This is a genomic window from Phormidium yuhuli AB48 (genome assembly GCF_023983615.1).
Taxonomy (GTDB): Bacteria; Cyanobacteriota; Cyanobacteriia; order Cyanobacteriales; family Geitlerinemataceae; genus Sodalinema; species Sodalinema yuhuli.
Map to the genome: position 1 here is coordinate 640,913 of NZ_CP098611.1, position 25,738 is coordinate 666,650.

Here is a 25,738-nt window from a genome sequence, read left to right on the forward strand (position 1 = left end):
GTAGGGGTTTGTGAAACCCAGTGAAAGTCTTGAGTCAAGTCGCCCCGGTCAGGGGCGATGGAGGGGCAGCAGCAGTAGCCGGAGAGAAAGAGAACAAGGGGACCCTCTCAAGTCAGCTCTGCCTATCTTAGGGGCAGAGCTGACGCGAAAGCTTCAGGGGCAGACTGGTCATGGCAGCAGCAAGCCCTCGCCGGGGGGTGCTCGGGAAAAAGAGAAGGGGGTTGCTGACCGTCGCGCCAATTTGACAAGATAAATAGGTGACCGAGCCAAGTTGAGAGAAGCCCCCGATGAGCGAGTTCAGCAGCCAAGGACTATTCCGACCCCAAGTTCAAAGAAGTCTAGAGAAAGCCTATAGCCTGGCCTGTAGCAAACCCAACTTATCATTCTCTCAATGTATGGGTAACAGTTTTCGCCAAACCGTTGCCCGTCTGTTCTCCCATAAGCAAATGACCCAAGATGTGATGCTATCGAGACATATCGAAGCGACAAGGGAACGAGCCTCAGCCACAGAAGGGGACTATGTGATTGCCGCCCAAGACACCACCTATTACAACTACTCAGGACACAAGGAGATGTCGGGGCTAGGGGTAATCCAAGGAAAAGTCAGAGGAGTCATACAACACAATGTCCTCCTGGTGAACGAGTCCGGTCTGCCCTTAGGACTGTTAGGACAACAATATTGGACTCGAAAGGGGGGACTGAATCTAGCCGAAGGAGAAAAAGAAAGCTGTAAATGGCTCAAGGGGCTAGATGCCATCAATGAGCAAGCGAGGCAATCGAGCAAGTGCTTTGTCTCAGTCGAAGACCGAGAAGGAGACGTGTTTGACCTGTTCAAAGCTCCCCGAGAAGACAATGTCGAATTCATCGTCCGGGTGTATCAACAGCGAAACTTGGAAGTCGCCTCGAGCCAAGTGGTGGCTAAACTCGCCGAGATTCCCGAGGAGTTGGAAGACTTTGGCTATGAACGGATACGGATTGAGCGTCAAAACCGAGAAGTGGAGGTGACTCTTCGCTTAAGAGCTGGGGCGGTCAACGTTTATCCGGAGAAAAAGTTAAGTCCCAGAAAGCATAAAACGCAAGGTTTATCCTTGGTCGTCGCCGAGGAAATCCGTTGTGTCGACGTGAAAACCCAGGAAGAGCTGTCCCCTACCCAAGAAGCGGCTACTTGGTATTTATTGACCAGTCTGCCAATTGAGACCCGAGAGCAGGTGATACGGGTAACCCGCTTTTATGCCCTCAGATGGCAAGTCGAACGCTTTCATTACACTCTCAAGTCCGGAGCCTTGAATGTGGAAAAATTACAGTTTGATGATATCCATACCCTAGTCAACGCCTTGAGCTTTTATTCAGTGGTCGCCTGGCAGCTACTGGCCCTGACTCATGGGATTCGGGAAAATCCTGAACAATGTGCCCAGGTGGTGTTTGATTCGGAGGAGGTGACCTTGTTAGAGAAGGTCTCCTCTCAAAAAATCGTTTCTCTTGGTCAGGCCGTCTTAGCCTTAACTAAACTGATTGGCTTTGCCCCGTCGAAAAAACAACCCTTTCCGGGAGTGAAAGTGCTGGCCACGGCTCTGGACCGCTTTTTCTTTATGAAGCTAGCTTCTCTGGGGTCTTCCGGGGTTGAGAGCTAGAGGTCTTCTGGACTTGACACAGGTTTTGTGCCAACGACCGCTCTGGTCTCGGTCGCTTTTAAGAGTCTCAACCCGGTCGAGTTCCCCAATCTTGAACCCGACCTTCTGTATAATGTCTTACCGTGGGCTCCCTCATCCGGGAAAGTCACAGCCGTGGCTCGGATTTGGCGTAAAGTTGGGTTAATCTTGGGTCGGGCTAGTGGTCTGGCTAGTCAATCGCCCCCTCAAGTGACGGTTTGGCTCAAGATTTTCACTCGACCTGATAAACCCCTACAAGATTAGCCTGGGAGGGGTAGGGGTGGGTTATGCCCCTACGACTGGCAAAATCCAAAGATTGAACGAAGCCAGGACGCACCCTACTTTATTCATGGGGATTGAACGGGGGCGATCGCACCCTACCTTATTCATGGGGATTGAACGGGGGCGATCGCACCGGCTCGATCATCTGGCAAGGGCCGTCAATTTATCTGGGGATTTGTCGCTGGGTTCACAAATCGGTGCGTTCCGGCTAGTTTAATCGTGTTGGCAAAATCCAAGGATTAAATGAAGCCGGGACGCACCCTACCGTGACTGATTACTTGGCTTCCCTAGCTAAGCATTGGGAACTCGGATATAATATCAAGTCCGGCTAATCGCCTATGGTATATAATCCGTGTGGTGGCAGACTAAGGATAAAAGGATAAACGAGCATGGGACGGCGACTTAACCTAGAAGCTCATTTGAGCACCGAAGAACTAGAAAAGCGTTACCGAGCCGCAAAGAGTGGGATTGAGCGGGGTCATTATCAGCTAATCTGGCTGCTGCAACTGGGTAAGACGACGGCTGAGGTCTCAGAGGTGACCGGCTATAGCCGAACTTGGATTTATGAAGTAGTCAGGAGCTATAACCATCAGGGGCCAGAGTCCCTGGGAGACCAGCGGCGACACAATCAGGGCCATGGTCACCTGATTCTCGACGATGAGACTCAATCCTTATTGTGCCAAGCCCTGCAGCAAGACCCTCCCGAGGGTGGATTCTGGAATGGACGCAAGGTGGCCGACTGGCTCAGCGACCGCTTAGACCGTCCGGTTCACCGCCAACGGGGCTGGGAGATTCTCAAGCAGATGGAGTTCTCCCTGAAAGTCCCTCGTCAAGAGCATCAACAGTCCGCCACTGAAGAGGAGCAGCGGCAGTGGGAAAAAAAAGCTGCACCAGCAACTCGCGGCAATCCGACGCGACCATCCCGATGCCGACGTTCAGCTATGGGCCATGGACGAACATCGCCTAGGGCTTCATCCCATCAGGCGTCGCCGCTGGGTCAATAAATGGCATGAGTCGCCCAAAGCTCAGGTTCGCATTCGCTATGAGTGGTTTTGGCTCTATGGGTTTGTCCATCCCCACAGCGGCGAGACCTATTGGTGGCTGCTGCCTCGGGTCAATATCGAGCTGTTTAATCGAGCCTTAGCTGATTTTGCCCAGCACTTTGACATTGGACCCGAACGACAAGTCGTGCTGGTTTTAGACCAAGCCGGGTGGCATGTCTCAAAAGAGGTGGTCTTACCCGAAGGCTTACACCTAGCCTTTCTGCCCTCTTACTCCCCCGAGATGCAACCGGCAGAACGACTCTGGCCAATTGTCAACGAAGCCGTAGCCAACCGAGTGTTTGAGACCTTAGAGGACCTACTCGACCAGGTAGAGCGACGCTGTGTCCAACTGCTAAACCAGCGCGATTTCATCTCGGGGTTGACCCAGTTTCACTGGTGGGAGGCATACCAATGCTAAGTATGGCTAATTAACCGGACTTGATATAACGAGTGGGAGATTGAGCCGAAATACGTCGAACCCAATGTAATGTTCCTATACCTCCGCCATCCAAATTCGTGCGGTAATGGGACTCGGAAATAGTAATTGTCCCATTGGGGTGAACAGCTTCAACAACAGCAACATGATTCGCCCCACCAGCAGTCCATTGAGCGATATCACCTACCTGAGGTGAAGAGACAATCCTCGAACCATTCGACAGTTGATTGTGCCATTCATTGGCATTACCACGCATTGTTCGCAAAGCTGCCGGTCGTTTACCCATTTCCAAGAGGCGACCGTGAGCATACCAGGTGCAATTTCCTTCAGTATGACCCCGACCTCCGACCAGACTAGAACCAAACATTGACTGGGCAAAGATATTGCCGCCAATATAGAATTGAGGACGATTCCTGAAGTACTGAGCCGACTGTCGAGTTAGGAGGGGAGGACGACCCTGATTGGGGGGTGGTGTTGGATTGCGGCGACCTTGACTGACATAGTATGCAGCCACATATCCCCGTTGGCCTCCAACCTCCACTTCATACCAATCAGAACGAGTCTGACCGTTGGGTATGCGATAGGTTGCCCCATTGACCGATCGCAAAATCGTGAGATTCTGTCCCCGAGGTAAGGTGCGAACCACCCGCGCTCCCAGAGAAGCCGAAGCTCGCATATTCAGATTGACATTGCCCACATTGCCATTCACATGACCCGGCCTGGACTGCACCTGCGTATGTCCTTGGCTGACGTAGTAACCCGCCACATAACCCCGCTGGTTGCCTACTTGAACTTCATACCAATCAGAACGAGTCTGACCATTGGGTGTGCGATAGGTTGCTCCATTGACCGATCGCAAAATCGTGAGATTCTGTCCCCGAGGTAAGGTGCGAACCACCCGCGCTCCCAGAGAAGCGGAAGCCCGCATATTCAGATTGACATTACCCACATTGCCATTCACATGACCCGGCCGAGACTGGACCGGTTGTGGTTGCGGCTTGGGTTTGGGTTGTGGCTGAGGAGTCGTCTGACCCGGGTTTCCGGGGTTAGTCACAGATCCTTTATAGCGGAAATAGCGAGGGGTTTCTGAACCAAAACCTTGAGCCACACTCATATTCTTACCATTGGTGGCCCCAGCCTGGGCGATGCGGACATTGGAGCCGGAACTCCCAGGAACCACCACCGCAACATGACCAATTGAAGACGCTAACACAACCTGACCATTATTCGCACTCGATACCGCTTGAGCCGCGCTGACAGGTTCCCATTGTCCACCGCCACCACTGTTGAAGAAACTCAAGAGTTGAGCGGCGCTGTAGGGTTTAGGGGGGGTATTCATACCGTAAATCGGGTGTGGTCGCGTATAGGCTCCTGCACTCGGACCGTAGCGAGGAACTGAAATCCCCAACTGATCTAAAACATCCGCAGCAAACCAATTACAGAACGTTTCATTGCGACCATTACCCGTAATGTCACGGGGATAGTAGTACCACTGATTAGGATTGACCTTGTTGACTGCATTAATAATCCGTTGACCATTATGAGTAGGAGGATTGCTTGGAGGATTGCTTGGAGGATTGCTTGGAGGATTGGAAGGTGCAGAAACACGTCGTGGAATCTGAATCCGTTGTCCGGGATAAATCAAGTTGGGATTGGCAATGTTATTCCGTTGAGCAATAAAGTTGTAGTAAAGCGCAGAACCATTGCCCATAGTGCGATGGGCGATCGCCCCCAGGGTATCCCCAGACTGAATCGTATAAGACTCCCATTCATAATACTGACCTTGGAACTGCGTTGCCACAGCCCGTTCGCCAGGAAGCAACACTCCCTCACCCGTCCAAGTATCAGGGATAGAAATTGGGGGAGTCTCATGGACTTGTGGCCGAGTCGCCTTCGCCAGGTGAACCGCCGCCGTCATATTCAACAAGCCAGCACCCGTGTCAGCATTCCAGCCGGCCGTTCCCAAATCCGTTGCCGTCATCTGGATAATATCCACCACCTGACGGTAACTCAAAGCCGGATTCGCCGCCCAAACCTGAGACACCGCCCCAGTCACTTTAGCCGCCGAGACGGAAGTTCCCGCCATCATTCCCACCCCATCTCCAGTCAGAGATAGCTTGGGATTATCTTCCGTACCCCCATAGGCCAGGATATACAACCCCTGACCATAACTGGAATACTCAGCACGCTCCGTTCCCTGCCAAACTGAAGCCTCAGGGTCGAACTCTTCCGCCGCACCCACTGTCACAATATTGTCAAAGGTCTCAGAGGCTTGGCCCAAAGCGGACATCCAACCAGCATCATTCCCCGCCGCCACCACCAGCAAGACATTATTCTGGCGAGCATATTCAATCGCAGACCATTCCTGAGGAGTCAGTTCATAGCGGGTACTAACATTCCCATCCGCATCAATTTGAGTCAAATCCATACTCAAATTGACCACTGCATTCGGTTGTCCCGACTCCACCGCCGCATCGACAAACTCAACTAAAGAATTCGCCCATTGACCCGACCCCACCGCGCGACCTAACCAAATTGGTGCATCCGGGTTAATCCCATCAATGCCAATGTCATTGTCCTGTTGCGCCGCGATAAGTCCCAAAATATGGGTTCCATGCTCATTCCCCTCACCCTCAGCTAAGAGCGGATTATTATCACCATCCACCCAGTCATATCCCAAGGTGATATTCTCATAATTCAGGTCGGGGTTATTCGCCGCAAATCCTGTATCAATAATCCCCACCAGTGGCTGAGCCTCTTGAGCAAACTCAAACCGCTCCGGTACGATGGTGATCTCCATCTCAGAGAGTTCTGAGGGAAGATCTGAAGCCACGGGTTCTTCTGGAAGTGGGTCGCCAATGAACTCCTCTGTCAATTCATCACCCATATCCTCTTCAGAGGTTATCTCATCATCGGACAGGTCTTCCATGACCTCTGAGCCATCCGTCCCAGTATCCGTTGTGTCAGCTGACGGATCAGCCGTATCGGGCGTGGTGACAGTCGAGTCCGCAGTTGTCGTCACATCCGAGGTGGGAGACCACTCACCAGACGATTCATGATTAGAGGAAGAAGACTCTGACGCAGACTCCTGAGAATCATCCTGTCCATCGTCATCCTTAATCTCGGTCTCTTCTACCTCAGTCTCCTGAGAATCTACCGTTAACTCCCCATCTTCAATCTCTTCTAAGTCTGGGGTAGGACTTTCCGAGACGAGACTCTCAGGATCGAAATCATAATCGAGATCAAGGTCATCCCATCCTTGCGCCACCAAATCTGCTAAGTTCAGTTGCTCTCGGGGAGTAATGTAGGGTTTGGCATAAGCGAGTAAGGCTTTCCCTAAGTCGTCCTGTCGCCAATCCAAATCAGGGTTAATCACATTCTCCACATGAACTGCATCCCCTACAGCACCCCGAATCTGGAAGATGACATCATCATAGTCGCGATCGCTGCGTTCAAAGCGTTGGTCTTCAAAGACAAAGGTATTCCCGTCTCCCGTCAAGTCAGCAATTTGACCCAGATGGAATCCATCTTCTGGATTGGCCGTAGCCAGGGAGAACAGGGGCCGTTTCGCACCGCCAATGCTGGGATTATCCAACACTTCCGAAACCCGACCATTGGGAACCAACATGACCCCGAACTCATCACCCGGGGTCATGTTAAAGGTTTTCACCCCTTGATAGACACCGGTATTCCAATCGGGTTCCCCAAACAAAGACCCGGTAAAGCGTGCGCCTTCGTCGGCTACACGAATGACGATATGACCCTGTTCACTCCCACTGGCGGCTCGTTGTGCGGCTTCAGCAATGAAGTCTTCGATACTGTCAAACTCTAGTTCATCAAATCCCGCCAGACTGAAGAAGGCCACTTCCCCTTGATAGGCTCCTCCATCAAAGAGGAAGTCTACCCCCACTTCACCGCTGTCTCCCACCCGGAAGATACCACTGTTGAAGGCGGGAAATTCAAAAGCGAGAGGATTGTCGCTGTCATCCTCATCCTCCTCCTCACTCTCGTCCTCCTCAGAGTCGGATTCATCGGAATCTTCTAATTCATCGGTTATCTCCTCCTCCTCAGAGTCGGACTCCTCAGAATCTTCCAACTCATCGGTTATCTCATCCTCCTCAGAGTCGGACTCCTCAGAATCTTCCAACTCATCGGCTATCTCGTCCTCGGAGTCTGGCTCATCAGCTATCTCCTCCTCCTCAGACGGGTCAATTTGACTGGAAGGCTCCTCATCAACTTCATCTAAATCATCGTCGCCCTCCTCTTCTGAGAAGGGAATTTCCTCGCCAATATCTTCGTCTTTAATGTCTTCATTATCTACATCAACGGGATTTTCCGAGTCGTCTGAGTCTGACGTTTCATCACCGCTGCTGTTATCAGACTCTCCTAGGGACTCATCCGGGTCATCATCCATCACATAAGAGTCCGTTTCAGACTCATCTACGTCCGGAATATCTATCTCATCAAAACTACTATCCGTGATGGCGATCGCATCATCTTCCCCCGCATCAACCAGACCACTGGGGGTATAAATGGGTTCCAGGATAAAGGTCTGTGTCAGGTCTTCGAGAGATTGAGCTGGCTCGCGTTCTTGCTGAAGACGCTGTTTAAGCCAAGAGGTGAAGTGAAACAGAACCATAGTGATAGATGCTCTAAGGGGACAAAAAATCAAGAATAAGTTAACGGCTAGTCAAAGTTTAGGTCAATATTTTTGCAAGCGAGAATCCAGATTTTCAAAAATATTGACGGTTTTAATCTGGCGATTTTTTGGGATTATGTCCATTACTTTGACAAAATGAAGTTTGATGCAAACCACCGTTTTAGTGAAGACTAAAAACTCAGTCATGACTCTGTCACCTTGATTTCAAGTGTTTTACGGAAAGGGAGAAGCTTTTAATATTTCTTAAACATCTTCTAAGCGATCGCCCCTCTAAAATATCCAGTGCAAAAACGCCTGAAATGCCCACTCAGAAAAGGCTACAGTAAAAACCACGCCCACAACAGTTCTGTTAAGGCGGCCTCAAATCTGAATCTGAGCGTTAATTAAAATTGCAGTTTGATAATTTTTGTAAACCCAGGTCTCCGGTCGTTATTCGTTGCATCCCCCCAGACTCGAATCGCCAACCTTTTTCCTATATATTGGGGGTGCGTACCTACCCTTACCCTATTGAGGCCCCGTTGCGACGATGCTATATCCCGTTGTCTGGCGTGACGATCGCGTCGCCCTGATTGACCAAACCCGACTCCCACGGGAGTTAACCCAAGTCGAGATTCGCCGTAGTGATGACATGGCCATGGCTATTAAAACCATGATTGTTCGGGGTGCGCCCGCCATTGGTATCGCCGCCGCCTATGGAATGTATCTCGGGGCCCGGGAAATCGACACCCGCGATCGCACCGCCTTCCTAGAACGCCTCGAAGCCATTGGTCAAATGCTGCGAGAGACCCGGCCCACCGCCGTCAACCTCTTCTGGGCCATTGAACGGATGCTCAAAGTCGCCCGCACCACTCCCGGAACGGTGGAGCAAGTTCGCCAAACCCTCCTAGAAACCGCTCAACGTATCAATGCTGAAGACCTCGAAACCTGTCGGGCCATTGGAAAACATGGCTTAGAGGCCCTACCGCAACAGCCAGAAAAAGTACGGCTGTTGACCCATTGCAATGCAGGAGCCTTAGCCACAGCCGGCTATGGAACCGCTCTTGGAGTCGTCCGTTCCGCCTATCTCGCCGGACGATTAGAACGACTCTACGCTGATGAAACCCGCCCCCGCCTTCAAGGTGCCAAACTCACAACCTGGGAATGTCTCTATGATGGAATCCCCGTCACCGTCATTACCGACAGCATGGCTGCCCATTGTATGCAGCAGGGTATGATTGACGCGGTCGTGGTGGGAGCCGATCGCATCGCCGCCAACGGAGACACCGCTAATAAGATTGGCACCTATAGCCTAGCCTTAGTTGCCAAAGCCCATAATCTCCCCTTCTTCGTAGCCGCACCGAAATCGACCATTGACCTAAGCCTCAATGACGGGAGCCAAATTCCCATTGAAGAGCGGGATGCTGAAGAAATTTATCAAATCGGAGAGACTCGTGTCGTTCCCAAAGGGGCTGAATTTTATAACCCGGCCTTCGACGTTACCCCAGCCAACTTAATTACCGCCATTATTACCGAACAAGGGGCGATCGCCCCCGCCGACCTTCAGCGTCAATTGACCCCATCCTCCCCCAAATCCTCCTAAGACATTTCACCGTTTCCAGAAATCAGCTTGTACAATAGCCACTAAGTCGCATTTCGACATTATGCCGAGCGATTCTCACCGCGTCGTCGCCATCTATCCTGGCAGCTTTGATCCCATCACTCTCGGTCACCTCGACATTATCGAGCGGGGTGTGCGTCTATTTGACAAAGTGGTGGTTGCTGTGGTAACGAATCCTAACAAGAGTCCCCTGTTCGAGGTTGACGAGCGTATCCAGTTAATCCAGCAAAGTACCGACCATCTCAAAAATATTGAGGTTGATCGCTTTGATGGTCTGACGGTAAACTACGCTAAACTTAAAGGGGCAAGTGTCCTGCTTCGCGGATTGAGGGTGTTGTCTGATTTCGAGATGGAGTTGCAAATGGCTCACACCAATAAAACTCTCTCGGATTCCATCGAGACCGTGTTTCTCGCCACCAGCAATGAATATAGCTTCCTCAGCAGTAGCCTTGTTAAAGAGGTTGCGCGTTTTGGCGGCTCTGTTGATCGCTTTGTACCTCCACCTGTAGCCACAGAGATTTATCGATGTTACGTCAGGACCCAGCCGGGATCGATTCCCAACCCGAAAACCGCCAACCCCAACCCGAACCGACCGCGCCTGTAGAGGGCGATCGGCCAGAACAAACGGGTGGAGGAAGTGTGAATATCCAGCAAGCCCTAAATCGTATCGAGGAGGTTATCCTCGATAGTCCCCGCATTCCCTTTACAGGACGTACCCTCATTGACGAGGAACCGCTCCTGGATCTTCTTGATGCGATTCGGATCAATCTTCCCACCGCCTTTCAAGAAGCGGAAGAAGTCGTCCGTCAGAAAGATGAGATTTTCCGTCAAGCCGAACAGTACGGACAGGACATCGTCGAAGCCGCTGAACAGCAGGCGGCTAATATCCTCGATGAAATGGGATTAGTGCGTCAGGCTAAAGTAGAAGCCGATCGGATGCGTCAACAGGTTCGGGCCGATTGTGAGGTGGCCCGGGAACAGGCGATCGCGGAGATCGAGCAACTTCAACGTCAGGCGAAACAGGAACTTGAGCAAATCCATGCGCAAGCCTTAGCCGAAGCCAGTACCATTGAGACTGGCGCCGATGAATATGCAGATAAGGTGCTTCAGAATATTGAGCAACAACTCAGTGATATGATGCGCATCATCCGCAATGGACGACAGCAGCTTCAGCAAGAGTCGACCTATCGCGCTCATCAAAAAGAAAGTAGTTCTCAGAGTCTGCGCCGTTACTGAACCCGTCGGGACTCAGACGGGCGATGAGGTGACTCATCCAGTCCGACAGGGTCAGGGGAATCTCCGGTCGCGTCTTTTGACCGCAGAAGGAACAGTAAACCCAGCCACCCCGGCTTTCCCGGGGGCAGGGGAGGCTATGGAGTTAGGTCATCTCCCTGGAGGCGAGAACTCAGTCTGTCCTAGGGATTAGGGGAAGGTGTTTGGCTCTACTCTGATAGCTTTATAGTTGAGGGGTTAGGGTGTGGATGAATTGTCACGAATCCACTGGCGAATTGCTCTCAATACTCCGTCGGTCTCGTGCATGACTTGCCAGTTTGTAAAGCGCAAAAATCTAACTCCCAAGGCTTCTAAACGTGCTTGTCGATATCTATCTTGTTCTTGTGCTTCTTCACTGTCATGGGATGACCCATCAATTTCAATGGCTAACATCAATTGTTTGCAGTAAAAATCAACGATATATTCATCGATGGGGCGTTGTCTGTCGAAGTCGAAGCCTTGCATCTGGCGGCGTTTTAGGTGATTCCACAACCTGATTTCGGGTGTGGTCATGTTCTTTCGCAACTGCTGTGCTATTTCTTTTAGTTTTGGATTGTAGGGCAGGATGTTTGGCTTCATTTTTCTACGCCAAAGTGTTATGGTTTAGTTGTATTTTTCGGGATTTAAGTCTGATTCGGTTTGGCGGTTTTTGGGGTTTTATTCGTTTTTTGTTTTGCCTGTATGGTTAGGGCTGAGGGGTTAGGGGAGGGGACTAACGTTGAGGACTCACCCTGCCCTTTGGGCAGCCCCCTGCGGGGAGGACCCACCCCACCCTGCGGGCACCCCTCCCTGGAGGGGAATTAGAGCTTCTCCTCTGCAAGGTCGGGGCTAGGACTGGATTGTCTCCTGCACAGTCGGAGCTAGGACTGGATTCTCCCCTCCAGGGAGGGGTGCCCGAAGGGCGGGGTGGGTCCCCCCGCAGGGGGCTTGCCCCCAGGGCAAGGTGGGACGTCTTAAGACATCACCCGTTCCGGTTCATACTCATAGGAAGACACCGCCTTCATATATTGCGCCCGCTCGTAAGCTGACTTGTCAGGACAATGCAATTGACTCATGCTACCCTGCATCTGTTGCACGGACTCGTACTCATGCTCCTCCATCCAATGCAAAATTTGATGTTCGATATTCCGTAGATGGGGAATGCCATGACGGAGTAAGGCTGAACAAACCTGCGTCACTTTCGCCCCAGCCATCAGTAACTTGATGGCATCAGTCCCATGTTGAATCCCTCCGGTGGCGGCTAAATCGGAGTCAATGCGACCGTACAATAGGGCAATCCAACGCATCGGTAACCGCTGGTCCTGGGGGGTACTCAACAGGACATGGGGAGATACTTCTAACTCCTCTAAGTCAATGTCTGGCTGGTAGAAACGGTTGAATAACACTAACCCATCAGCCCCAGCCTCCGATAGCCGCTTGGCCATGTTGGCCATGTTGCTGAAAAAGGGACTCAATTTGACGGCTACGGGAATGCTGACCTCTCCTTTGACATCCCGCAAGATGTTGAGATAGTTCTCTTCCACGTCAGCCCCACTCAGGTCTAAGTCCGTAGGCACATAGTAGATGTTCAGTTCCAAAGCGTCAGCCCCGGCTTGTTGGATTTGTTGGGCATATTCGACCCAGCCACCGGGGGAAAAGCCGTTTAAACTGGCGATGATGGGAACGTCCACGCTGGCTTTGGCTTGCTGGATATGGTCGAGATACAGTTGGGGACCGACGTGGTATTCTTCGGCTTCGGGAAAGTAGGTGAGGGCTTCGGCGAAACTCTCGGTTCCATATTCGAGGTGGTGGTGTAACTCGAATTTCTCTTTCAGCAGTTGTTCCTCGAATAAGGAATGTAGCACGATCGCCGCTGCCCCGGCATCTTCTAAACGCTTGACATTGTCGATGTCTTCTGTTAAAGGAGCCGCCGCCGAGGGAATCAGGGGGGATTTGAGGGTGAGTCCGAGATACTGTGTGGTGAGTTCCATGATATTCGCGTCAAACTAGGGGGATAGTAGGGGATAACTCAGTGGCTATCCCCTAGGAAATGGATTAACCGCTGATGGGACGGTTGGCCAGGTACTCATACATGGCCCAACGAGTATCCACATCGCCTTGGGCTTCTTTCAGCAACCGTTTTGCGTCCTGGGGTTTGGTTTTGGTCAGCATCTTGAAGCGGTTTTCGGCGTACATGGAGGCTTCGACCCCTTTCTTGGGCGATCGCGAATCCACTTGCAAGGGATTCTGACCCATCTCTTTCAACTCAGGGTTATAGCGATACAGCAACCAGCGACCACTTTCGACTAACGCCTTCTGATGACTCATGGCGGTGGTCATGTTAATGCCATGGGCGATGCAATGGCTGTAGGCGATAATCAAGGACGGACCCTCATACGCCTCGGCTTCGATAAAGGCCTTCAGGGTATGTTCATCCCGCGCCCCCATGGCCACAGACGCCACATAGACATTGCCGTAGGTCATGGCAATTAAGCCCAAGTCTTTCTTGGGTGCCGGTTTCCCACCAGCGGCAAACTTGGCCACTGCGCCGCGAGGAGTCGCTTTTGAGGATTGTCCGCCGGTGTTGGAATAGACCTCTGTATCCATGACCAGGATGTTGACATTTTGCCCACTGGCGATGACATGGTCCAATCCGCCAAAGCCGATGTCATAGGCCCAGCCATCCCCACCAATAATCCAGACATCTTTTTTCACTAGGTAGTCGGCGAGGCTACGCAGTTGTTTGGCGTCAGGACTGTTCAGGGACTCTAGCTGTTGTTTCAAGCCAGCCACCGCTTCCCGTTGGTCCCAAATGTCGGCTTCGGATTTCTGGGGATTGTTGAGAAGCTGTTGGACGAGATTGTCCCCCAGTTCCCCGGAGAGTTTTTGCAGCAACTCTTGGGCAAATCCCATGTGTTTGTTGAGGGACATGCGGAAGCCTAAGCCAAATTCGGCGTTGTCTTCAAAGAGACTGTTGGACCAGGCTGGCCCCCGTCCTTCGGCGTTTTGAGACCAAGGGGTGGTGGGGAGGTTGCCGCCGTAGATGGAGGAACAGCCGGTGGCGTTGGCGATGACGGTGCGATCGCCGAACAGTTGCGAGACCAGTTTCAGATAGGGGGTTTCCCCACAACCGGCACAGGCCCCGGAAAACTCAAACAGGGGTTCTTGCCATTGTTGCTGACGGATGCGATCGAGATGCAGATTGCGACGATCGGGATTGGGAAGATTGAGAAAGAAGTCCCAATTCTCCCGTTCCTGTTCCCGTAGCGGCGGTTGCGCTTCCATATTGATGGCTTTCTTGGAAGGCATGGATTTGTTCTTCGCCGGACAGACATCGACACAAATCCCACAACCGGTACAGTCTTCTGGGGCCACCTGGATGGTAAATTTGCCTCCTTGGAAATTGGGGTCTTTATCCCGCACGTCGGAGAACTTAAAGCGGCTAGGGGCATTGGCTAATTCTCCTTCTGGGTAAGCCTTGCCACGAATCACTCCATGAGGGCAAACCATGACGCATTTGCCACATTGCACACAGACATCGGGGTCCCAGACGGGGATTTCTTGGGCGACGTTGCGTTTTTCCCATTTTGCGGTTGCGGTGGGATAGGTTCCATCACAGGGGAGGGCACTCACGGGTAGGTCATCCCCTTCCCGGGCCAACATTTTCCCTTCGACGCTGCGGACAAACTCCGGCGCGGCTTCGGGAATGGTCGGACTCATGCGTACGGTGGACGTCGCTTCCTGGACATTGACCTCATAGAGATGGTCCAAGGTCGCATCAACGGCGTTGAGGTTCATCTGGACAACGGCTTGTCCTTTTTTGCCATAGGTTTTCTCGATGGCTTTTTTGATTTCTGCGATCGCCTGGTCCGGAGGTAAGACACCGGAGAGGGCAAAGAAGCAGGTTTGCATCACGGTATTGATGCGTCCCCCCATGCCATTGTCCCGCGCCACTTGTAGGGCGTTTATGACGTAGAATTTCAGGTTTTTGCGGACAATCTGTTCTTGAATTTCTAGGGGGAGGCGGTCCCAAACCTCTTCGGGACTATAGGGACTATTGAGGAGGAAGGTGGCCCCGGGGGCGGCGGCTTTGAGGACGTTCAGTTTTTCGAGGAAGGTCCATTGGTGACAGCCGACGAAGTTGGCCTGGTTGATTAGGTAGGTGGACCGAATGGCCTCGGGACCAAAGCGCAGGTGAGAGACGGTGACGGCCCCGGATTTCTTGGAGTCATAGACGAAGTAGCCCTGGGCGTAGTTATCGGTGGCTGAACCGATGATTTTGATGGAGTTTTTGTTGGCGCCGACGGTTCCATCGGACCCTAAGCCGTAGAAGATGGAACGGGAGACTTCATCGGGTTCGGTACTGAAGGAGTCGTCGTAGGGGAGGGAGGTTTGAGTGAGGTCGTCGTGGATGCCGATGGTGAAGTGGTTTTTGGGTTTGTCTTGACTGAGGTTGTCGAAGACGGCTTTCACCATGGGGGGGTTGAATTCTTTGGAGGAGAGGCCATAGCGTCCGCCGACGATTTTGGGCATTGTTCCTTCCCAGGCTTCGCTGAAGGCGGAAACGACGTCGAGATAGAGGGGTTCGCCGCCGGCGCCGGGTTCTTTGGTGCGATCGAGGACGGCGATTTTCTTGACGGTTTTGGGGAAGGCGGCGAGGAGTTTTTCGATGTCCCAGGGGCGATAGAGTCGCACTTTGAGGACTCCTACGTTGTCTCCTTGGGCGCTGAGGTAGTCGACGGTTTCTTGGGCGGTTTCACAGCCGGACCCCATGAGGACGATGACGCGATCGGCATCGGGGGCGCCGTGATATTCGTAGAGTTGGTACTGGCGGCCGGTATGTTGTGCCAGTTTGTCCATGGCCCGCTGTACCATGTCGGGACAGGCGCTGTAGAAGGGGTTGACGCTTTCTCGGGCTTGGAAGAAGACGTCGGGGTTCTGGGCGGTTCCTCGCAGGACGGGGCGATCGGGGGTCAGTCCTCGGCTACGATGGGCATAGACCCAGTCGTCATCGATGAGATCGCGAATGACAGCGTCGTCGAGGGTGGAAATTTTTTGGATTTCGTGGGAGGTGCGGAAGCCGTCGAAGAAGTGGATGAAGGGAACTCGGGATTCGAGGCTGGCGGTATGGGCGACGAGGGCTAGGTCTTGGGCTTCTTGGACGGAGGCGGAACAGAGAAGGGCAAAGCCGGTTCCTCGGGCGGCCATGACGTCGCTATGGTCGCCGAAGATGGATAGGGCCTGGGCGGCCAGGGACCGGGCGGCGACATGGAGGACGGCGCTGGTGAGTTCCCCGGCGATTTTGTAGAGGTTGGGAATCATCAACAGCAAGCCCTGGGAGGCGGTGAAGGTGGTGGTCAGGGACCCCGTTTGTAGGGACCCATGGACGGCCCCGGCTGCCCCCCCTTCGCTCTGCATTTCGATGACGGAGGGGACGGTTCCCCATAGGTTCGGTTGCCCGTCTGACATCCAAGCGTCGGCCCATTCTCCCATGGGAGAGGCGGGGGTGATGGGGTAGATGGCGATGACTTCGTTGAGTTTGTAGGCAACCCGGGCAACGGCTTCGTTTCCGTCTAGGGTGGCGTAGGTGCTAGTGTTCATGCTCTTAATCCTTGGTGAGCGGCGGTTCGGGGGAGTGGGTGCGGGTTTGGCTTAAGGGAGCGATTGCAGTTCCTGCACGCTTCGCGATCGCACGGCCGGGGAGGTAATGGCAGCGTCGGGACGGTGGCCCGTTATTCTTCACAACATTTAACAGCTTTAAAACAATCAGGGAGTTGTTTTAAAGAACAAGGTTAATGGCGGGTTAATTGAAATTTTCCTGAAACAAAAATCCTCCCAAAAATTGCTTTATTTAACGTTATTCTCCTTCATTTAGTATGGGATATTTATAGGAAAATTGCGAGAGGTATTTACGTTTGTTAACTCAATTTTGCAATCTGTTGTAAATCAGCTAAGGTTTGCTGGGCAGCGGCTTCATCCACTTTGCTGAGGGCAAATCCGACATGAACGACCACGTAATCGCCAACCTCCACTTCAGGAACATAGGCGAGACTCACGGTTTTGACGACTCCGCCAAAACTCACTTTGCCACTTTTAGTTAGAGGGTCGCTTCCCTCAATTTCTAAGACTTGTCCGGGGACGGCTAAACACATAAGTTGTATAAATGCGAAAGAATGACAAGAATTGTAACAAGTATGAGGCGGGGTTTGGGGATTGGGATGACCTCGTTGTTACAGTCTTATGGGCTATGGTAGAAGAATTTTCGGGAAAGAGGGTCAGGATTTAAAAACTTTTTACGATCGCCCCAGTTTTTTGGGGATTTCATAACGTTTTTAGCTCAAAAAAACTGACAAATTATAGTTTTTATGGTAAGATGGCTGGCAGCGAACGGCAAACCGGAGAATTGGCTCAGGATTGGCAGAGTCGATAGACTTGTCCGAGGCTGAGGCCGCCGTCGTTGGCTGGGAACTGTTGGTTGATGTAGGCTTGGATTCCCATCACTTGCAGGCGGGCGATCGCCCCCTCCAGAAGACGCTGATTCTGGAAACACCCCCCCGTTAATACCACGGGAAGGGAGGAATGATGATAGCTATGCAGCATCTGGGCGATCGCCTCAATCAGACTGTTGTGAAATTTGGCGGCGATATAGGGAATCGACTCTCCTGAGGTGCGATCGCCCAAAATCCCCAACAGCATCTCTTGCCAATCCCAAACTCCCCCAGAGAGGGAAATTGGGTAAAATTCAGCCGTCTCCACGGTTCTAGCGGCAAATTCCAAGGCCATGGCCGCTTCCCCTTCAAAAGTCAGACGCTGCTGAAGCCCTAACAGAGAGGCGATCGCATCAAACAACCGCCCCACACTACTACTGCGGGGTGTATTAATCCCACGACGGAACGCCGTCTGAACCAGCGTCAATTCCGAGGGAGAAAAGGCCTGAAACGGTGGCAGGGAGGTTAGACTAGGATTCTCAAACATCTCCTCCCCGAAGACATCCCAGATTAGCCCCAACGCCGCCCGTCGCGGTTCCTTAGCCGCGCGATCGCCCCCCAGGAGAGGAAAACTGCGACAATGGGCTAACCGCTGAAATCCCCTCTCAGAGGAATCAATCTGCAACAGTTCCCCACCCCAAATGGTTCCATCCATCCCATAGCCGGTTCCATCCCAAGCAATCCCCAACACCGGGGCCTGTAATCCATGTTCCGCCATCACCGAGAGGATATGGGCCTGATGATGTTGAACCCGGATTAAGGGAATTTGTTTATCTTGGGCCAGATGTTGGGCGAACTGAGTTGAGGGATAATCAGGATGGGCATCACAGACAATCACCTCAGGTTCAAAGTCGTAAATACTGGAGAGTTTGGCCAAGGTGTAGTCAAACGCCTGGCGGCTGGCGGGATTGTCTAAATCACCAATATGTTGACTGACAAACACCTTCTCCTCAAAGGCGATCGCCACAGTATTCTTAAAATACCCGCCCACCGCCAACACCGATTGAGATAATCCAGGAATCGAGAGGGTTCTGGGGGCGTATCCCCGGGCCCGTCGCAACATCACGGGAGTCTTAGCCATCACCCGTACCACCGAGTCATCCACCGGGCGGGCGATGGGGCGATTATGCAGCAAAAAGCCATCGGCGATGTTTCCCAGACGTTCCAGGGTTTCCTGATTATCAATACAAATCGGTTCCCCGGAGAGGTTCCCACTGGTGGCGATGAGGGGGGCGGCGAATTCTCGCAACAGGAGATGATGGAGGGGCGTGTAGGGAAGCATTACCCCTAAATCGGGATTGTTGGGGGCGACGGAAGGGGCCAGGTGAGGCTGTTTTTGCTGCAATAAGACGATGGGGGCGGCGGGGGATTGTAAGAGTTCGGCTTCCTTGTCGCTGAGGAAACAGTCTTGACGAACGGCGTCGAGATGGGGGTACATCACCGCAAAGGGTTTACTGGGGCGATATTTCCGCTGACGCAATCGTTGAACCGCCCCCTCGTTTTGGGCGTTGACGAGGAGTTGAACGCCGCCTAAGCCTTTCAGGGCTAGGATTTGTCCCTGACGGAGTCGGGTTTGGGCGGCGTCTAGGGGGGGGAGGTTGGTGGGGGGATGAAACTCAAGTTGGGGGCCGCATACGTCGCAGGCGTTGGGTTGGGCGTGGAAACGGCGATCGCCGGGATTGTCGTATTCTTGGTGACAGGTGTGGCAAAGGGGGAACCCGGCCATGGTGGTGAGGGGGCGATCGTAGGGCAGGGTTTCGATAATGCTATAGCGGGGGCCGCAGTGGGTGCAGTTAATGAAGGGATAGCGGTAGCGGCGATTGTTGGGGTTGAAGAGTTCTTCGATGCAGTGGGAACAGGTGGCTAAATCGGGGAGAATTAGGGCGGTTTTGCGTTGGGGATGGGATTGGGAGGCCTGAATCTGGAAGTGGGTTTGGCCCTGGGGGGATATCTTTTGGCGATGGAGGTGATGGATTTGGGCGTGGGGAGGGAGTTCAGCCAGCAGACGCTGACAGAATTGTTCGAGTTGGGGGCGATCGCCCTCGATTTCGATGACGACTCCGTCAGCGGTATTGGTTACCCAACCTCCTAAGCTTAAGGCGGTGGCGAGTTGATAGACGAAAGGGCGAAAGCCCACCCCTTGGACAATTCCTTGAATGTCTAGGTGGAGGCGAGACATCATCCTAGCCAACCGTTAGCGTTTCCCGGTTTACCATTCCCGGTTTACCCGTTACTTGCCCTTGTAAATACTCATACCATTGAGCCATTCCTTCCCCAGTCCGGGCGGAAACTTCCAGAATTTGGGCTTGGGGGGCGATTTTGCGGATATTCTCCAGGGCGCGATCGCGGTCGAATCCCACCACTTCAGCGATATCGATTTTATTCAAAATTACCACATCGGCGGATTTAAACACCGTGGGATATTTTAGGGGTTTATCTTCTCCTTCTGTTGTCGATAAGAGAACTACCCGTTGCGTTTCTCCTAAATCATAGGCGGCGGGACAGACGAGATTGCCCACATTCTCGATAATTAGGAGTTTTATGTCGGTTAAATCCAGTTTCTGGGTGGCTTGGGCGATGGCTTCGGCTTCGAGGTGACAGAGGCTTTCGGTCATGATTTGAATCGCCTGTTGTCCACTGCGTCGCAATCGTTGGGCGTCGTTGTCGGTTTCTAAGTCTCCGACGATGACGGCGGCGGGAAGGCGATCGCTCAAGTCCATTAAGGTGCGTTCAAGGAGGGCGGTTTTCCCAGAACCGGGTGAGGAAAGGATATTGAGAACAAAGAGGTTTTTGGCCGCAAAAAAGCCGCGATTTCGTTCCGCTAGGCGATCATTTTTGGAGAGAATCGCTTGATGGAGGTTAATCTGTTGATGGGAATGGTCGTGATGGGGATGAGGATGAGAATGGTCGTGATGGGAATGGTCATGGTGATGGGGATGAGGATGGGAATAGTCGTGATGGGTGTGGTGGTGATGGGGATGAGGATGGGAATGATTTTCTGATGTCATACGAACATTAGCTGGGGTAACGGCACAACCGCAATCTTGACACATGATTAGGATATCTCCAATGATGACAATTCCAGTTCTTTCCCATTGAGAACCTGGGAACTTAGGGTTCCACAATGGGGACAGACGAAAATAATATCCTCGGGATAAAAGTCTTGGTTACAGGTTTGACAGTAACAACGGGCGGCGACGGGTTCAATCTCAAAGTTAGCTTGTTCGGCAATGGTATCTTTGGCTACAACATCAAAGGCAAACCGAAGGGCATCGGGAACGACTCCCGAGAGGGTTCCGACGCGAACGGTTAAGCGGTGAATCTGATTTGCACCCTGTCGATTCGCCTCATTGAGGGCGATTTCCAGGGTTTGGGCCATGATACTGACTTCGTGCATTGGGGGCTTCCCTGTCTCTACCTATAACTATAAAAAATTTAACCGGCATCTTAAAGTCTTGTTCATAAAATTTACAATTTCTTCTCCTGGGAGAGTTTTTAGATTAACCTGAAAAGCAGATTCCCTGTCGGCCGTGGTCAGATGTCTTTAGAAGATTTTTGAAGAGCTGTCAAGGCTAAGAACAGGCAAAAATATTAAGCTTTAATAAAGATTTGTCCTTCAACTTATCTAACGGAGAGGGTGATAATGATTAAGTTTGTCAGTGAATATCGGGATGCGAGTTTATCGCAGCAATATACTGAGGCGATCGCCGACCTCGTGACGCAACCTTGGACGATTATGGAGATTTGTGGCGGACAAACCCATGCGATCGTCAAATATGGGATTGATCGCCTACTTCCCGATGGCGTCACCCTAGTTCATGGTCCCGGCTGTCCCGTCTGTGTCACCCCCATCGAACGCATCGACAAAGCCCTGGATTTAGCCCGTCGTGAGGATGTTATTTTATGTTCATTTGGGGATATGTTACGGGTTCCGGGGAGTGATCGCGACCTTCTCAGTGTCAAAGCCACTGGCGGCGATGTGCGAACCGTCTACTCGCCTCTCGATGGGTTGGCGATCGCCCGCGACAACCCCCAGAAACAGGTGGTCTTCTTCGCCGTCGGCTTTGAAACCACCGCCCCCGCCACCGCCATGGCCGTTTACCAAGCCAAGCAACAACAGCTTAACAATTTCTCCCTATTAGTCTCCCATGTTCTCGTCCCTCCCGCTATGGAGGCGATTTTGAGTTCACCGAACTGTCTCGTTCAGGGATTTCTGGCCGCCGGTCATGTTTGCACCGTTATGGGTTATACCCAATATGAACCCTTAGTCGAGACCTATCAAGTCCCCATCGTTGTCACTGGCTTTGAACCGGTGGATGTCTTGCAGGGGATTTATCTCTGTCTCAAGCAACTCGAAGCGGGAGTGGCCAAAGTTGAAAACCAATATAGCCGCTCGGTGCAACGACAAGGAAATCCCACCGCCCAAACGCTGATTCAGGAGGTGTTTGAGGTGATTCCCCGTCACTGGCGTGGCTTAGGGGAAATTCCCGCCAGTGGCTTGGGGGTACGGGAGGAATATGGCCAATTTGATGGCGATCGCCGTTTCGGCTTTTCCAGTGACATCTCCCCAGATGCAACGGAGACGGAGTGCATCAGCGGCGAGATTCTGCAAGGATTCCGCAAACCCCATGACTGTCCCGCCTTCGGCACCCGTTGCACCCCAGACCATCCTCTGGGGGCCCCCATGGTGTCCTCGGAAGGGGCCTGTGCGGCCTATTATCGTTGGCGGGCGGATGTGGCGGAGGTCTGAGATCAGAACATGAAACGTCCTCTAATCGACTGAGGACGAGGAAAAAAGGCCTTACCTCAAGTGACATTCTGGCTCCCCTGTGCCAAACTTAAGACGACTCTCGACCCATCAAACGCTCTTTCCCGGCTTAAAGGACTCCCCCGAATGGTAAAGCGTTACCTGACCCTGACTGTTCTCCTCTCGACACTTTTGGGCCTATCCCCCCCAGCCGCCCGAACTCAGGAGATGACCGAAAGAGCGATCGCCCCTCCGGAGATGCTGCAACGTCTCCCGGCCAACACCGCTGCGGTGTTATTAATGAACGGTCAAGAGGCTTGGCAAAAATTTGAACGCTTCCAAGGGTTTGAGGGGATTTCGCAAACCTTCGGTAATCCCCCCTTCTTACCCTTTTTAACCGTTGTCGCCTCAGAAGAAAACGAGTTGGTGAACCCTTGGGCCCAAGGATGGGGGGTCACAGCGGTTATTCCTCTACCCCCAGAGGTAGACCGGGATTTGGAGACCCCGGGCGAGGTGGCGACAGTCACCTTAATTCCCTTGGCCGATGAATCGGCCTTTGAAACCTATCTCAGCCTCTTAGACGCCGACTATGAGAACTCCCCAACTCGGGAAACCTATCAGGGAGTTGAGATTCGGGCCTACCCCGAAGTGGAAATCTTGTTTGATGTGTTCGACCCTCCAGAGTTACCCGACATTTGGCATGATTCCCCAGAGGAGATAGAACCCGTAAAATGGGAGGATTCCAGGCAACTTCTACCAGATTCCCTGTCAAGACCACTCTCAAAACTACCCGGTCAACTGAGGGCCCAGGGATTCATTGAGGGGCCGATGACCCCAACTGAGGAGAGGGATGCTGTTGCGTTCTCTAAACCAAGTTTGGCGATCGCCCGCCTCCCGGACGATACGGTTATTGTCGCCCGTCGTCTCGACGAGATTAAAGCCTATCTGGACCTTTCCCCAACAACCGCTTCTCTGACGGACAATCCCGAATTTCAGAAACTTCTCCAACATCCCGAATTCCCCACCGCCGTCCTGGCCGTCTATGGAGATTTCCAACAACTTGCCAATCTCAGTCAAACCCTAGAAGACAACCCCCCCGACGTTCCCTTTGTTTTGCCTTTTGCGTCTGGAATCTCCCCGATTGGAGACCTCTACGCCGAAGCTTACACTAGCTTTAACGCCCTGGTTTGGGCCGATGAGGCCGGTGGACGGTTCCAATTTCGTAGCTACTACCAAGACCCCCAACTGGAGATTGCGGCCCGTTTGCAAAACCCCAATCGTATTCTCTCGCGACTTCCGGGGGAAGCCTATATGTCCGCCAATGGCCTTTACCTCGGCCAGTCTCTCTTAAATCTGGTTTCTATCGTTGAGGAAATTCCTGAAATCGCCTCAGGTTTGGATGAGGTTCGCGGGGAGGTTCGTCAGGCGTTAGGTTTGGAACTAGCGGACTTGTTTCAATGGATGGATGGAGAATTTGCCGTATTTATCTATCCTCCCATCGGTGGAAATCAGGATGCGTTTTTTCCGTTTCTCCCCTTTGAGGTGGGTCTCTATCTGGAAACGAGCGATCGCCCGGCGGCGGAACGGATGTTAGAATCCCTTGATAGTTGGATTCTCAATCTCACCGATGGCTTGCTCGACATCTCCCAGGAGACGATTGGGGATCAGTCCTTTGTCAGTTGGAATTTGCCCTTGGGGTTAGAGGGGGAGATGATGAGTCAGTTGGCCTACGGTTGGGTTACGCCGGAGACCTTGCTGATAACCACCGGGATGGCTTCAGTGAATCGCCTCTATCCCCAACCTCGGATTTCCCTATTGGACAGTTATAACTTCCAGACGGCGATCGCCCCGTTCCCCCCTGACCGAGCCAGTTCAGCCTACTATAATTTAGGGGCGATCGTTACGGCACTCAGAGATATTTGGCTTCCGGTCGATGTGGGACTGTTCGATGTGGAACCTTTTGATACAACCCTTCCCTTAGCCGAAGAAGAACCCCCCCCTGATCCCTTTTTGGAGGTTCTGCAATCTCTACGCAGTTTGAGTTTAGGGGTATCCATTGACGAGGAGAGAGAACAACTCGATATTCGCCTTGTCCTGTCTCCTAAGCGACACTAGAGAGAGAAGACCTTTCGCAGAAACGAACCTCACGATGCTCGATCGCATCCAAAGCCTTGTTAACGAGATTGCTCCTCGGCTGATTGAAATCTGTCGTCACATCTACAGCCATCTCGAATTGAGTGGCGATGAGTGTTAATTACTCCTATTTTACCGGGATGAGGGCAACTAAATCTAGGTTTTTGGAATTGGTAATTTATACCATTTTTTGAAATCCTTGCCAGACATACAACACCGAGGAGAGGGCGCGCCACAAGGGTTCGCCCCTACGGACATCTATGGCACAATTTTTGAAAAATGGTATTACATCTCTATGGAAATCCAGATTTTCAAGCCAAATCATCAGCATCCAAACCTGACTCAAGACAATCTGACCTCCCTCTTGACAATCGAGAACTAACAGACAACCAACGACGGGCGATCGCCAAACTGACCAGTTTTCACCTAACCCCAGCCCAAATCGCCGAAGCTTTAGGACTATCATTAGAACAGGTGCAACATCACATCAAGCCATGAGTCCATCGGAAACAAACGATTATGACAGCCCCTGGAAAGAAGCCTTAGAAGTCTATTTCCCCGACTTCATGGCTTTTTTCTTTCCCCAAGCCTATGAGGACATCGACTGGTCCCGGGGATATGAGTTTCTTGACCAAGAGTTTCAGCAAATTGTCCGAGATGCGGAATTGGGAAAACGACTGGTCGATAAGTTAGTGAAAGTTTGGCGTCAAGACAGCCAGGAGGCCCTCGTCCTCATCCATCTCGAAGTGCAAAGTCAATACGAAGCGCTCTTCAACCAACGAGTGTTCGTCTACAACTATCGCATCTTCGACCGCTACAAGCTACCGGTGGCAACCCTAGTGATTCTAGCCGATGATCGACCCAACTGGTCCCCGAAGAACTTCGGCTATGAACTCTGGGACAGCAAAATCTCGTTCGAGTTTCCCAGCGTCAAACTCTTACAGTATCAAGACCAGTGGGACCAGCTACAAGAGGATGTGAACCCCTTTGCGGTGATGGTGATGGCCCATTTGAAAACCCAAGCCACCCGACAGCAGCCCAACCAACGACTACAATGGAAGCTGGAGGTGACTAAAAGCCTCTACCGCCGGGGCTATAGCCGTCAAGACATTCTGGAACTCTTCCGACTGGTGAACTGGATCATGACCCTCCCGGAAGAGTTGGAATCATCGTTTAACACCGAAATCGCCGCCTTTGAGGAGGAGGAAAAAATGCCTTATATCACCCCCCTAGAGCGTTTCGCTCAAGAAGCCGGAGTGTTAACCAGGGGACGTGAAGATATCCTGGATATCTTGGAAACTCGCTTTGGAACGGTTCCCAGTTCCCTGAGCGATCGCATCAATGCCATCGATGACGCTACCTACCTGAAAACCTTATTGATTCAAGCCGTCACCCTCTCCTCCCTAGAGGACTTTGAAGGGGCGATCGCACCCAATGCTTAATCTCTCGACC

At 52.3% G+C, this 25,738-nt stretch carries 18 protein-coding genes and 1 pseudogene; 11 read left to right on the forward strand and 8 right to left on the reverse strand.

The window, feature by feature from the left end:
* Positions 1-287 precede the first annotated feature (287 nt).
* From NEA10_RS02665 to NEA10_RS02675, 4 genes and pseudogenes are all read left to right on the forward strand, one after another.
* Positions 288-1,631, forward strand: a complete 1,344-nt coding sequence (locus tag NEA10_RS02665) for an IS4 family transposase (protein WP_252659620.1) — start codon at positions 288-290, stop codon at positions 1,629-1,631.
* 153 nt (positions 1,632-1,784) lie between these two features.
* Positions 1,785-1,913 carry a hypothetical protein gene (locus tag NEA10_RS20805; RefSeq protein ID WP_258719038.1) on the forward strand — a complete coding sequence of 43 codons (129 nt, stop codon included), beginning with the start codon at positions 1,785-1,787 and terminating at the stop codon, positions 1,911-1,913.
* A gap of 85 nt (positions 1,914-1,998) precedes the next feature.
* Positions 1,999-2,148, forward strand: a complete 150-nt coding sequence (locus NEA10_RS02670) for a hypothetical protein (RefSeq protein WP_252663672.1) — start codon at positions 1,999-2,001, stop codon at positions 2,146-2,148.
* A gap of 172 nt (positions 2,149-2,320) precedes the next feature.
* A pseudogene (locus tag NEA10_RS02675) lies at positions 2,321-3,392 on the forward strand (IS630 family transposase).
* Between the two features lie 10 nt (positions 3,393-3,402).
* Here the strand turns inward: NEA10_RS02675 and NEA10_RS02680 are convergent.
* Complete coding sequence (locus NEA10_RS02680) at positions 3,403-8,049, reverse strand: S8 family serine peptidase (protein ID WP_252663674.1); 4,647 nt, start codon at positions 8,047-8,049, stop codon at positions 3,403-3,405.
* Between the two features lie 547 nt (positions 8,050-8,596).
* On the opposite strand from NEA10_RS02680, the gene mtnA reads away from it, so the two are divergent.
* The 3 genes from mtnA (at position 8,597) to NEA10_RS02695 (ending at position 10,903) form a co-directional block, all read left to right on the forward strand.
* Entirely contained in the window at positions 8,597-9,649 is a 1,053-nt protein-coding gene (mtnA, locus tag NEA10_RS02685) for an S-methyl-5-thioribose-1-phosphate isomerase (protein ID WP_252663675.1), read from the forward strand.
* Between the two features lie 61 nt (positions 9,650-9,710).
* The gene (gene coaD / locus NEA10_RS02690; RefSeq protein ID WP_252663676.1) at positions 9,711-10,271 is read left to right on the forward strand and encodes a pantetheine-phosphate adenylyltransferase; all 561 of its coding nucleotides are present in this window, start codon (positions 9,711-9,713) and stop codon (positions 10,269-10,271) included.
* A complete protein-coding gene (locus tag NEA10_RS02695; RefSeq protein WP_252663677.1) occupies positions 10,193-10,903 on the forward strand; it encodes a F0F1 ATP synthase subunit B in 711 nt (236 codons plus the stop codon). The genes coaD and NEA10_RS02695 overlap by 79 nt, the downstream gene beginning before the upstream one ends.
* Positions 10,904-11,137: 234 nt before the next feature.
* On the opposite strand, the gene NEA10_RS02700 is transcribed toward NEA10_RS02695, so the two are convergent.
* The 7 genes from NEA10_RS02700 to hypA form a co-directional block, all read right to left on the reverse strand.
* Complete coding sequence (locus tag NEA10_RS02700) at positions 11,138-11,518, reverse strand: endonuclease domain-containing protein (RefSeq protein ID WP_374111838.1); 381 nt, start codon at positions 11,516-11,518, stop codon at positions 11,138-11,140.
* A 374-nt stretch (positions 11,519-11,892) separates the two neighbouring features.
* The gene (locus NEA10_RS02705) at positions 11,893-12,909 is read right to left on the reverse strand and encodes a dihydroorotate dehydrogenase-like protein (RefSeq protein ID WP_252663679.1); all 1,017 of its coding nucleotides are present in this window, start codon (positions 12,907-12,909) and stop codon (positions 11,893-11,895) included.
* A gap of 64 nt (positions 12,910-12,973) precedes the next feature.
* Positions 12,974-16,519, reverse strand: coding sequence for a pyruvate:ferredoxin (flavodoxin) oxidoreductase (gene nifJ, locus NEA10_RS02710; protein WP_252663680.1), 3,546 nt, complete (start codon positions 16,517-16,519; stop codon positions 12,974-12,976).
* Between the two features lie 317 nt (positions 16,520-16,836).
* Positions 16,837-17,070 carry a HypC/HybG/HupF family hydrogenase formation chaperone gene (locus tag NEA10_RS02715; RefSeq protein WP_252663681.1) on the reverse strand — a complete coding sequence of 78 codons (234 nt, stop codon included), beginning with the start codon at positions 17,068-17,070 and terminating at the stop codon, positions 16,837-16,839.
* Positions 17,071-17,326: 256 nt separating this feature from the next.
* Entirely contained in the window at positions 17,327-19,588 is a 2,262-nt protein-coding gene (hypF, locus tag NEA10_RS02720; RefSeq protein ID WP_252663682.1) for a carbamoyltransferase HypF, read from the reverse strand.
* 1 nt (position 19,589) lies between these two features.
* Complete coding sequence (gene hypB / locus NEA10_RS02725) at positions 19,590-20,459, reverse strand: hydrogenase nickel incorporation protein HypB (RefSeq protein ID WP_252663684.1); 870 nt, start codon at positions 20,457-20,459, stop codon at positions 19,590-19,592.
* Between the two features lie 2 nt (positions 20,460-20,461).
* The gene (hypA, locus tag NEA10_RS02730) at positions 20,462-20,803 is read right to left on the reverse strand and encodes a hydrogenase maturation nickel metallochaperone HypA (protein ID WP_252663685.1); all 342 of its coding nucleotides are present in this window, start codon (positions 20,801-20,803) and stop codon (positions 20,462-20,464) included.
* 249 nt (positions 20,804-21,052) lie between these two features.
* Between hypA and hypD the strand changes: the two genes are divergently transcribed.
* The 4 genes from hypD to NEA10_RS02750 all read left to right on the forward strand — a co-directional run bounded on the left by hypD (position 21,053) and on the right by NEA10_RS02750 (position 25,728).
* On the forward strand, positions 21,053-22,156 hold the full coding sequence (gene hypD, locus NEA10_RS02735; RefSeq protein ID WP_252665273.1) for a hydrogenase formation protein HypD: 1,104 nt from the start codon (positions 21,053-21,055) through the stop codon (positions 22,154-22,156).
* A gap of 144 nt (positions 22,157-22,300) precedes the next feature.
* Positions 22,301-24,268 (forward strand): DUF3352 domain-containing protein, encoded by a 1,968-nt coding sequence (locus NEA10_RS02740; protein ID WP_252663686.1) that lies wholly within the window; start codon positions 22,301-22,303, stop codon positions 24,266-24,268.
* A gap of 297 nt (positions 24,269-24,565) precedes the next feature.
* Positions 24,566-24,784 carry a helix-turn-helix transcriptional regulator gene (locus tag NEA10_RS02745; protein ID WP_252663688.1) on the forward strand — a complete coding sequence of 73 codons (219 nt, stop codon included), beginning with the start codon at positions 24,566-24,568 and terminating at the stop codon, positions 24,782-24,784.
* Positions 24,781-25,728, forward strand: a complete 948-nt coding sequence (locus tag NEA10_RS02750; RefSeq protein WP_252663689.1) for an RpnC/YadD family protein — start codon at positions 24,781-24,783, stop codon at positions 25,726-25,728. Before NEA10_RS02745 ends, NEA10_RS02750 begins: the two co-directional genes overlap by 4 nt.
* The last annotated feature ends 10 nt before the right edge of the window (positions 25,729-25,738 follow it).

Excerpts from the sequence above, each read along its gene's own strand:
- NEA10_RS02740 (WP_252663686.1), top strand. The coding sequence starts at position 22,301 with ATGGTAAAGCGTTACCTGACCCTGACTGTTCTCCTCTCGACACTTTTG.
- NEA10_RS02700 (WP_374111838.1), bottom strand. The coding sequence starts at position 11,518 with ATGAAGCCAAACATCCTGCCCTACAATCCAAAACTAAAAGAAATAGCA.
- nifJ (WP_252663680.1), bottom strand. The coding sequence starts at position 16,519 with ATGAACACTAGCACCTACGCCACCCTAGACGGAAACGAAGCCGTTGCC.
- NEA10_RS02695 (WP_252663677.1), top strand. The coding sequence starts at position 10,193 with ATGTTACGTCAGGACCCAGCCGGGATCGATTCCCAACCCGAAAACCGC.
- NEA10_RS02715 (WP_252663681.1), bottom strand. The coding sequence starts at position 17,070 with ATGTGTTTAGCCGTCCCCGGACAAGTCTTAGAAATTGAGGGAAGCGAC.
- NEA10_RS02680 (WP_252663674.1), bottom strand. The coding sequence starts at position 8,049 with ATGGTTCTGTTTCACTTCACCTCTTGGCTTAAACAGCGTCTTCAGCAA.
- hypA (WP_252663685.1), bottom strand. The coding sequence starts at position 20,803 with ATGCACGAAGTCAGTATCATGGCCCAAACCCTGGAAATCGCCCTCAAT.
- NEA10_RS02705 (WP_252663679.1), bottom strand. The coding sequence starts at position 12,909 with ATGGAACTCACCACACAGTATCTCGGACTCACCCTCAAATCCCCCCTG.
- hypF (WP_252663682.1), bottom strand. The coding sequence starts at position 19,588 with ATGATGTCTCGCCTCCACCTAGACATTCAAGGAATTGTCCAAGGGGTG.
- coaD (WP_252663676.1), top strand. The coding sequence starts at position 9,711 with ATGCCGAGCGATTCTCACCGCGTCGTCGCCATCTATCCTGGCAGCTTT.
- NEA10_RS02670 (WP_252663672.1), top strand. The coding sequence starts at position 1,999 with ATGGGGATTGAACGGGGGCGATCGCACCCTACCTTATTCATGGGGATT.
- NEA10_RS02750 (WP_252663689.1), top strand. The coding sequence starts at position 24,781 with ATGAGTCCATCGGAAACAAACGATTATGACAGCCCCTGGAAAGAAGCC.
- NEA10_RS02665 (WP_252659620.1), top strand. The coding sequence starts at position 288 with ATGAGCGAGTTCAGCAGCCAAGGACTATTCCGACCCCAAGTTCAAAGA.
- NEA10_RS02745 (WP_252663688.1), top strand. The coding sequence starts at position 24,566 with ATGGTATTACATCTCTATGGAAATCCAGATTTTCAAGCCAAATCATCA.
- hypB (WP_252663684.1), bottom strand. The coding sequence starts at position 20,459 with ATGTGTCAAGATTGCGGTTGTGCCGTTACCCCAGCTAATGTTCGTATG.
- mtnA (WP_252663675.1), top strand. The coding sequence starts at position 8,597 with ATGCTATATCCCGTTGTCTGGCGTGACGATCGCGTCGCCCTGATTGAC.